Consider the following 8,336-nt stretch of genomic DNA (forward strand, 5'->3'; position numbering starts at 1 on the left):
GAAACTTGATTCTGGCTCGGGTAACGGAGAGAACCGTTGACGCTGGACACCATATTCGCTTCCAAAATCGATTTTTCCTGCCTGTTGAAAAGGGGCAAGACATCTACTTTTCACGCAGGACAAAGGCACTTGTGATCCAAGCATTGGATGGGAACATCTACCTCAACATCGCTGATAAAATATATCAAACCAAGGAGCTCGTAGAACATGACAAACACTCAGCAGAATTTGAACGCCCTCAAGAACTCAAAAAAGAAAGACGCCAGTACATCCCTCCACAATCACACCCGTGGAAACTGGCATCTTTCAAAAACTATCTGCGTAAGATTGGGAAATCTTACGACCAATATCTGGCTGAGAAAGAAAATCTTACCCAACCACATACTAGTATAAACTATGTCTCAACAAAATAACAGTGGTTTTGACACAAATAAGACCTAGTTTTGCGGGACATTTTCATTTTCGATTGACAGTTCAAAAGATGGCAGAATTTCGTAAAATCCATGATTTTTTGAAATTTTTTAATCGCCCTGTCTGAACGGAAAGAAAGGGATTACAAATCATTTGATACAGCTAACCTTCCTTGACAAAAGTGACCACTTTGTTATAAAATAGTATGGTCGGTTTAAAAGCCGTGGAATTTTTAATGACTGTGACAAGTCAAGAGAAAGGATAACATGGAAAAATTAGAAATTAAGCACCTGACCAAAATTTTTGGAAAGAAACAGAAGCAAGCCTTAAAAATGGTTCAAGAAGGTGCTAGTAAAACAGATATTTTAAAGAAAACCGGAGCAACGGTTGGTGTCTACGACGCTAACTTTAGCGTCAAAGAAGGAGAAATCTTCGTGATTATGGGCTTGTCTGGTAGTGGTAAGTCAACCTTGATTCGTCTTCTTAACCGTTTGATTGAGCCATCGTCAGGCGATATTTATATCAACGGGCAGGATATCGCTAAGATGACTAAGGAAGAGTTACGGGAAGTTCGTCGCCATACCATTAACATGGTGTTCCAAAGCTTTGCCCTTTTACCTCATAAAACCATTCTAGAAAACACGGAATTTGGTTTGGAACTCCGTGGGGTTCCTAAAAATGAGCGTCAAGTAGCTGCTGAGAAAGCCTTGGAGAACTCGGATCTGTTAGCCTTTAAGGACCAGTATCCTGGGCAGCTCTCAGGGGGGATGCAACAGCGTGTTGGTTTGGCGCGTGCTTTGGCCAATGATCCTGAAATCTTGCTGATGGACGAGGCTTTTTCAGCCCTTGATCCACTGATTCGAAAAGAGATGCAAGATGAACTCTTGGACCTTCAAGAGCGCGTCCAAAAAACGATTATTTTCATCACCCACGACCTCAATGAAGCCTTGCGGATTGGGGATCGAATTGCCTTGATGAAGGATGGTCAAATCATGCAGATCGGCACGGGTGAAGAAATCTTGACCAATCCTGCCAATGAATTTGTCCGTGAGTTCGTCGAAGACGTTGATCGGTCAAGAGTCTTAACTGCTCAAAACATTATGATTAAACCCATTACTACAAACATGGATATCGATGGTCCTAAGGTCGCCCTTCAGCGGATGCGGACAGAATCCGTCAGCATGTTGATGGCGGTTAACCGTAAGCGCCAGTTGCAGGGAGTCGTGACAGCAGATAAGGCCTTAGAAGCTGTTAAGAACCATCTTGCTCTGAAGGACGCTGTGGACTCTGATGTCATTACCATTTCGCAAGACACCTTAGTAACTGATATTTTACCATTGATTCACGATTCATCGAGTCCAATTGCTGTGGTCGATGACAATGAGCGTCTAAAAGGTGTCATCATCCGTGGTCGTGTGCTTGAAGCGCTCGCTAAAGATAATGAATCAGCTGAATAGAAGGAGGACATTTTGTCAACACTAATCGTTTTATCACAGATGAACCCCTTACCCGTTGCACCGATGGTAGACCAGGCAACGGAGTGGGTCACCAAAACCTTTTCTGGTCTCTTTGGCGTCGTTCAAGATGCCGGTAATGCTGTCATGTCAACCATGACAGACACGCTCTTGTTTTTCCATCCCTTGATCATGATTGCGGCCTTGACAAGCCTGGCTTATCTTCTTGGACGGAGAAAGTCTGCCCGTAGCTTTGGTTTAGCACTGTTTACCTTAATCGGTCTCCTGTTTATTTACAACCAAGGACTTTGGGCGGATTTGATGAACACGCTAAGTTTAGTACTTGTTGCCAGTCTCCTGTCTGTCGTGATTGGTATTCCGCTGGGGATTTGGATGGCTAAAAGCGATCGCGTCCAGCAGGTCATTAACCCGATTCTGGACTTCATGCAGACCATGCCAGCCTTTGTTTACTTGATTCCGGCGGTCGCTTTCTTTGGCATCGGGATGGTGCCAGGGGTCTTTGCCTCCATCATCTTTGCCTTACCGCCAACGGTTCGTTTTACCAATTTGGGTATTCGGGAAGTGCCGCGTGAATTAGTAGAAGCGTCAGAATCCTTTGGTAGTACGGGACCGCAAAAGCTCTTTAAAGTAGAATTACCGCTGGCTAAGGATACTATTGTAGCAGGTATCAGCCAGACCATCATGCTCGCCTTGTCCATGGTGGTGACCGGTTCGATGATCGGTGCCCCTGGTCTTGGTCGTGGCGTCTTGTCGGCCCTTCAGAAAGCTGATATTGGTAATGGATTTGTCAATGGTCTTAGCTTGGTTATCTTGGCCATCATTATTGATCGGATGATGCAACTGGTTAATGTTAAACCACAAGGAAAAGGATTACCGAGCTTCTTGAAAAAAATCTTAGCAGGGTTAGCCGTTGCCTTTCTACTCTTGCCAAGCTTTGCCTCTCTTTTTGGAGGCAATAAGGGATCTCAAGGCGAAACCGTTAAGTTAGCCTATGTTCAGTGGGACTCTGAGATTGCCTCAACCAATGTCCTAGCAGAAATCCTTCGTCAAGAAGGGTTTACCGTCGAGATGACACCGCTGGATAATGCTGTTGCTTGGAAATCATTAGCAGATGGCAGTATGGATGCGTCTGTCAGTGCTTGGTTACCGGTAACTCACGGAGACTTGGCAAAAGAATACGAAGACCAAATCGATGATTTGGGAGCCAACCTTGAAAATGTTCAATTGGGTCTAGCGGTGCCAACCTATGTCGGTATCGACAGTATCAGTCAATTAACGACAGAAGCTGGCTCTGCCATTACAGGGATTGAGCCCGGTGCTGGGATCATGAACAGTGCCGAGGAGAGCTTGTCTGCTTATAGCAACCTCTCCAGCTGGACCTTGGAAGCCTCATCGACTGGCGCCATGGTAACAGCTCTAGATAAGGCTATCATGGCTGAAGAACCGATCGTTATCACTGCTTGGTCGCCACACTGGATGTTTGCTAAGTACGACCTCAAATACTTAGAAGATCCAGAAGGTGTCTTCGGTGCTGGGGAAAATATCCATACATTGAGCCGTAAAGGTTTGGCAGAAGACCTTCCAAAAGCCTATCAGATTATTGATCAGTTCTTCTGGGAAAAAGAGGATATGGAAGCAGTCATGCTAGACATTGCAGATGGTATGTCTGAAGAAGAAGCTGCTCAAAAATGGATTTCAGAACATCCTGAAAAAGTGGCTGAATGGACCAAATAGGCCTTTAAATCTCGCGGGTTACTGCGGGATTTTCCTGTGTTTTCAGCAGGAACTCCTGTAGCGGTTTTCAGAGTTTGTTTGCCAAATGTGCTATAATAGAAGGACATTAGAAAGAGGCTTTTATGCAGGATAAGATTGTTATTCATGGCGCGCGTGCCCATAATTTAAAAAATATTGATGTGGAAATTCCAAGGGACAAGCTAGTCGTGGTCACTGGTTTGTCAGGCTCTGGAAAATCAAGTCTGGCGTTTGATACCCTCTACGCAGAAGGGCAACGCCGCTATGTGGAAAGCTTGTCTGCCTACGCCAGACAGTTTTTAGGAAACATGGACAAGCCAGATGTGGATAGTATTGATGGCTTATCCCCAGCCATTTCCATCGACCAAAAGACCACCTCTAAAAACCCTCGGTCAACTGTTGGAACGGCGACAGAGATTAATGATTATCTGCGCTTGCTCTATGCTCGTATCGGTGTTCCCTACTGTATCAATGGGCACGGGGCCATTTCAGCGACCTCTGTTGAGCAGATTGTGGATCAGATTTTGGAGTTGCCTGAGCGCCAGCGCCTGCAGATCCTAGCACCAGTTGTTCGCCGTAAGAAAGGCCAGCATAAAAACATGCTGGAGAAAATCCAAAAAGATGGCTACGTGCGGGTTCGCATTGATGGTGAGGTCCATGATGTCGCAGAAGCTCCAGAGTTGGCCAAAAATTTCACCCACAACATAGAGGTTGTAATTGACCGGATTGTCATCAAAGAGGGCATCAGAAGCCGTCTCTTTGACTCGGTTGAGGCTGCTCTGCGCATTGCAGATGGCTACGTCATCATCGATACCATGGATGAACAAGAACTCCTATTCTCCGAACACTATGCCTGCCCTGTTTGTGGCTTTACGGTGCCGGAGTTAGAACCTCGTCTCTTCTCCTTTAACGCCCCCTTTGGCTCCTGTAGTGATTGTGATGGTCTTGGCAGCAAGCTTGAGGTCGACGTAGACCTGGTCGTACCAGATACAGATTTGACCCTTCGAGAGGGAGCGCTAGCCCCTTGGAATCCGATTTCCTCAAACTACTACCCGCAGATGTTAGAGCAAGCTATGACAGCCTTTGGGATTGATATGGACACACCGTTCAAAAATCTTGACAAGGCCAGTCAGGACCTGATTTTAAATGGCTCCAAAGATCAGCTGTTCCACTTCCATTACGAAAATGAATTTGGCGGTGTCAGGGATATTGACATTCCTTTTGAGGGAGTTTTGACCAACATCATGCGCCGCTACCGTGAGACCAATAGTGATTTCACCAGAGGTCAAATGCGTCTTTACATGAATGAGTTGACCTGTGCCACCTGTCAGGGCTATCGCCTCAACGATCAGGCCCTATCAATCAAGATTGGTGGCGAGGATGGCCTGCATATTGGGGCCTTGTCTGATTTGTCGATTGCGGATCACTTGGCTTTAGTGTCTGACCTGCAATTGTCAGCCAATGAAGCGACGATTGCAAAACCGATCTTGAAAGAAATCACGGACCGCTTGACCTTCTTAAACAATGTTGGTCTTAACTACCTGACTCTATCACGAGCTGCAGGGACCCTATCGGGTGGCGAGAGCCAGCGGATTCGGCTGGCGACACAAATTGGGTCAAACTTGTCTGGTGTCCTCTATATCCTTGATGAACCGTCCATCGGTCTCCACCAGCGGGATAACGACCGCTTGATTGACTCCTTGAAAAAAATGCGGGACTTGGGCAACACCTTGATTGTTGTGGAACACGATGAAGATACCATGATGGCAGCGGACTATCTGATTGACATTGGACCAGGTGCAGGGAAGTTTGGTGGCGAGATTGTTGCTGCAGGAACTCCAAAGCAGGTTGCTAAAAGTAAACACTCAATCACAGGTCAGTATTTATCTGGCAAACGCCAGATTGAGGTGCCTTTAGAGAGACGAGCAGGCAATGGGCGCTTTATTCGGGTGACGGGGGCAACAGAGCATAACCTTCAAAATGTGACAGCTACCTTCCCGCTGGGTAAATTTATCGCCGTTACCGGTGTTTCAGGCTCTGGTAAGTCGACCTTGGTCAACAGCATTCTCAAAAAAGGCATTGCCCAAAAACTCAATCGTAATTCAGCCAAACCAGGAAAACACAAGAAGATTGAGGGAATCGAGCATATTGACCGTTTGATTGACATTGACCAAAGCCCAATCGGTCGCACCCCGCGGTCAAACCCTGCGACCTATACCGGTGTTTTTGACGACATCCGCGACCTCTTTGCCAAGACCAATGAGGCCAAGGTCCGTGGCTATAAGAAGGGGCGCTTCTCCTTTAATGTCAAGGGTGGTCGCTGTGAAGCCTGCTCGGGTGATGGGATTATCAAGATTGAGATGCATTTCCTACCAGATGTCTTTGTGCCTTGTGAAGTCTGTCATGGCCGCCGCTACAACAGTGAAACCCTAGAAGTTCACTATAAGGAAAAGAATATCTCAGAAGTTCTGGATATGACTGTTAATGATGCAGTTGAGTTCTTCCAACACATTCCCAAGATTGCTCGTAAACTTCAGACCATTCAGGATGTCGGTCTGGGCTATGTCAGTCTGGGACAGCCAGCAACGACCCTCTCAGGAGGAGAAGCTCAGCGGATGAAGCTGGCTTCAGAACTCCATAAACGCTCAACGGGCAAGTCCTTCTATATTTTAGACGAGCCGACAACGGGCCTTCACACAGAGGACATTGCACGCTTGCTTAAGGTTCTCGAACGCTTTGTGGAAGATGGCAATACAGTTCTGGTCATCGAACATAATCTGGACGTGATTAAGACAGCAGACCATATCATTGACCTCGGTCCTGAGGGCGGTATCGGAGGCGGTCAGATTATCGCGACTGGCACCCCAGAAGACGTCGCAGCAAACGAGGCTAGCTTTACCGGTCAATACTTGAAAACTAAGTTACATGTGTAACACATCTTAAATGAGCAAAAAATAGAAATACCAGCTTATTCTGGCAGTTCCACTTAGGGCATTTTCTAAGTTTTCGAACTAGCTAGTTTTAGCTGGTTTTTCTCTCCCCTTTCATGATAAAATAGGTCTATCGACTATAAGGAGATTGTTATGACTAATTATTTAGAGCAACGATTGGCTCGGTTTGACGCGGCATTGGAAGTTTCATCTGTTGATGCTGTTCTCGTGACCAATTTAACCAATATTTACTATCTAACAGGGTTTCATGGAACCAATGCGACGATTTTGATCAGCGACAAACGCCGCCTCTTTGTCACAGATGCGCGTTACATCGCCATGGCGAGAGAAGTGGTGCAGGGCTTTGATATCATTGACCATCGCGATGCTCTGGGTGAGATTGCTAAGGTTATTGATGGTGATGGATTGGCGACCATTGGTTTTGAAAATGACGTGACCTTCAGCTTCTACCAGCAGTTAGAGCGTGTTTTTGAGGGCTATCAGTTAGAGCCTCTGGCTAATTTTGTGGAGCAATTGCGTCTCATCAAGGATGCTTCGGAGATTGCGACCATCAAACAAGCCTGCTCGATTTCCGATAAGGCTTTCTTGGATGTCCTGGACTTTATTCAGCCAGGTCAAACGACGGAATTGGATGTAGCGACCTTCCTCGATTTTCGCATGCGAGAGTACGGAGCATCAGGGATTTCCTTTGACACCATTGCAGCATCAGGCTACCGCTCTGCCATGCCCCACGGTCGAGCCAGTGACAAGCTGATTCTAGCGGGAGAGTCTTTGACCTTGGATTTTGGCTGTTACTACAACCATTATGTGAGTGATATGACGCGGACCATCCATGTGGGACATGTGACCGATGAAGAGCGGGAGATTTATGACATTGTCCTAAGAGCGAATCAAGCTTTGATTGAAAAAGCTAAAGTAGGGCTGACTTTTACAGATGTTGATGGGATTCCACGCCAAGTCATTGATGAAGCTGGCTATGGGCCTTATTTCACCCATGGGATTGGCCACGGAATAGGGCTTGATGTACACGAGGAACCCTTCTTTAGAAAGACTGATGAAGTGCTAGAGGCGGGGATGGTGATTACGGATGAGCCAGGTATTTACCTAGAGGGCAAATACGGGCTACGCATCGAAGATGACCTCCTCATCACAGAGACAGGTTGTGAAGTCTTGACCCATGCGCCAAAAGAGTTAATCGTGATTTAAGCCAAGCATCCGAAAGGATGCTTGAGAACGTAGACAAATCCGGTCTACCGTGGTAATGATATTGAAAAGTCTTGCTATTGATTTGAAAACATGTATTTTTTCGAGCGAAGTGAGCCAAAACGGAAACTTTCCACTGTGACAAAGAGCCTGAAACGATTGCGTTTTAGGTTCTTGGAAGTTTTGGGGTGAAATAGTCCAGTGGACTATTTCAGGTCTGAGCTTGGAAATAGAAAAGCGAAGAAGGCTCAAAACTTAGGTTTGGAATCCCGAAGGGAGTCCCTACCGTCCATTATCACCCAAGGAAAGTTTCAAAAATGACTTAGTCTCCAGTCTGAAGCATCCGAAAGGGTGCTTTTTTAATGATCGCTCGTGGTCTCTATTGGATTGACTATCAGTACTTGAAGAAGAAAACATTGTCAATCGAAAATGAAAATGTCCCGCAAAATTAGGTCTTATTTGTGTCAAAACCACTGTTATTTTGTTGAGACATAGTTTATACTAGTATGTGGTTGGGTAAGATTTTCTTTCTCAGCCCGATATT

At 46.0% G+C, this 8,336-nt stretch carries 4 protein-coding genes and 1 pseudogene; all 5 read left to right on the plus strand.

Features of this window, described 5'->3' with window-relative positions; translation table 11 throughout:
* Positions 1–413: pseudogene (locus ACVRYP_RS10595) on the plus strand (ISNCY family transposase); the annotation flags it as partial.
* A 264-nt stretch (positions 414–677) separates the two neighbouring features.
* Positions 678–1,868 carry a quaternary amine ABC transporter ATP-binding protein gene (locus ACVRYP_RS10600; RefSeq protein ID WP_447468674.1) on the plus strand — a complete coding sequence of 397 codons (1,191 nt, stop codon included), beginning with the start codon at positions 678–680 and terminating at the stop codon, positions 1,866–1,868.
* A gap of 39 nt (positions 1,869–1,907) precedes the next feature.
* Positions 1,908–3,620 (plus strand): ABC transporter permease/substrate binding protein, encoded by a 1,713-nt coding sequence (locus tag ACVRYP_RS10605; protein ID WP_447468677.1) that lies wholly within the window; start codon positions 1,908–1,910, stop codon positions 3,618–3,620.
* 122 nt (positions 3,621–3,742) lie between these two features.
* Entirely contained in the window at positions 3,743–6,571 is a 2,829-nt protein-coding gene (gene uvrA / locus ACVRYP_RS10610; protein ID WP_447468675.1) for an excinuclease ABC subunit UvrA, read from the plus strand.
* A gap of 150 nt (positions 6,572–6,721) precedes the next feature.
* Positions 6,722–7,795: a M24 family metallopeptidase gene (locus ACVRYP_RS10615; protein ID WP_447468676.1), complete on the plus strand. Its 1,074-nt coding sequence runs from the start codon at positions 6,722–6,724 to the stop codon at positions 7,793–7,795.
* The last annotated feature ends 541 nt before the right edge of the window (positions 7,796–8,336 follow it).

It is taken from the genome of Streptococcus rifensis (assembly GCF_053203525.1).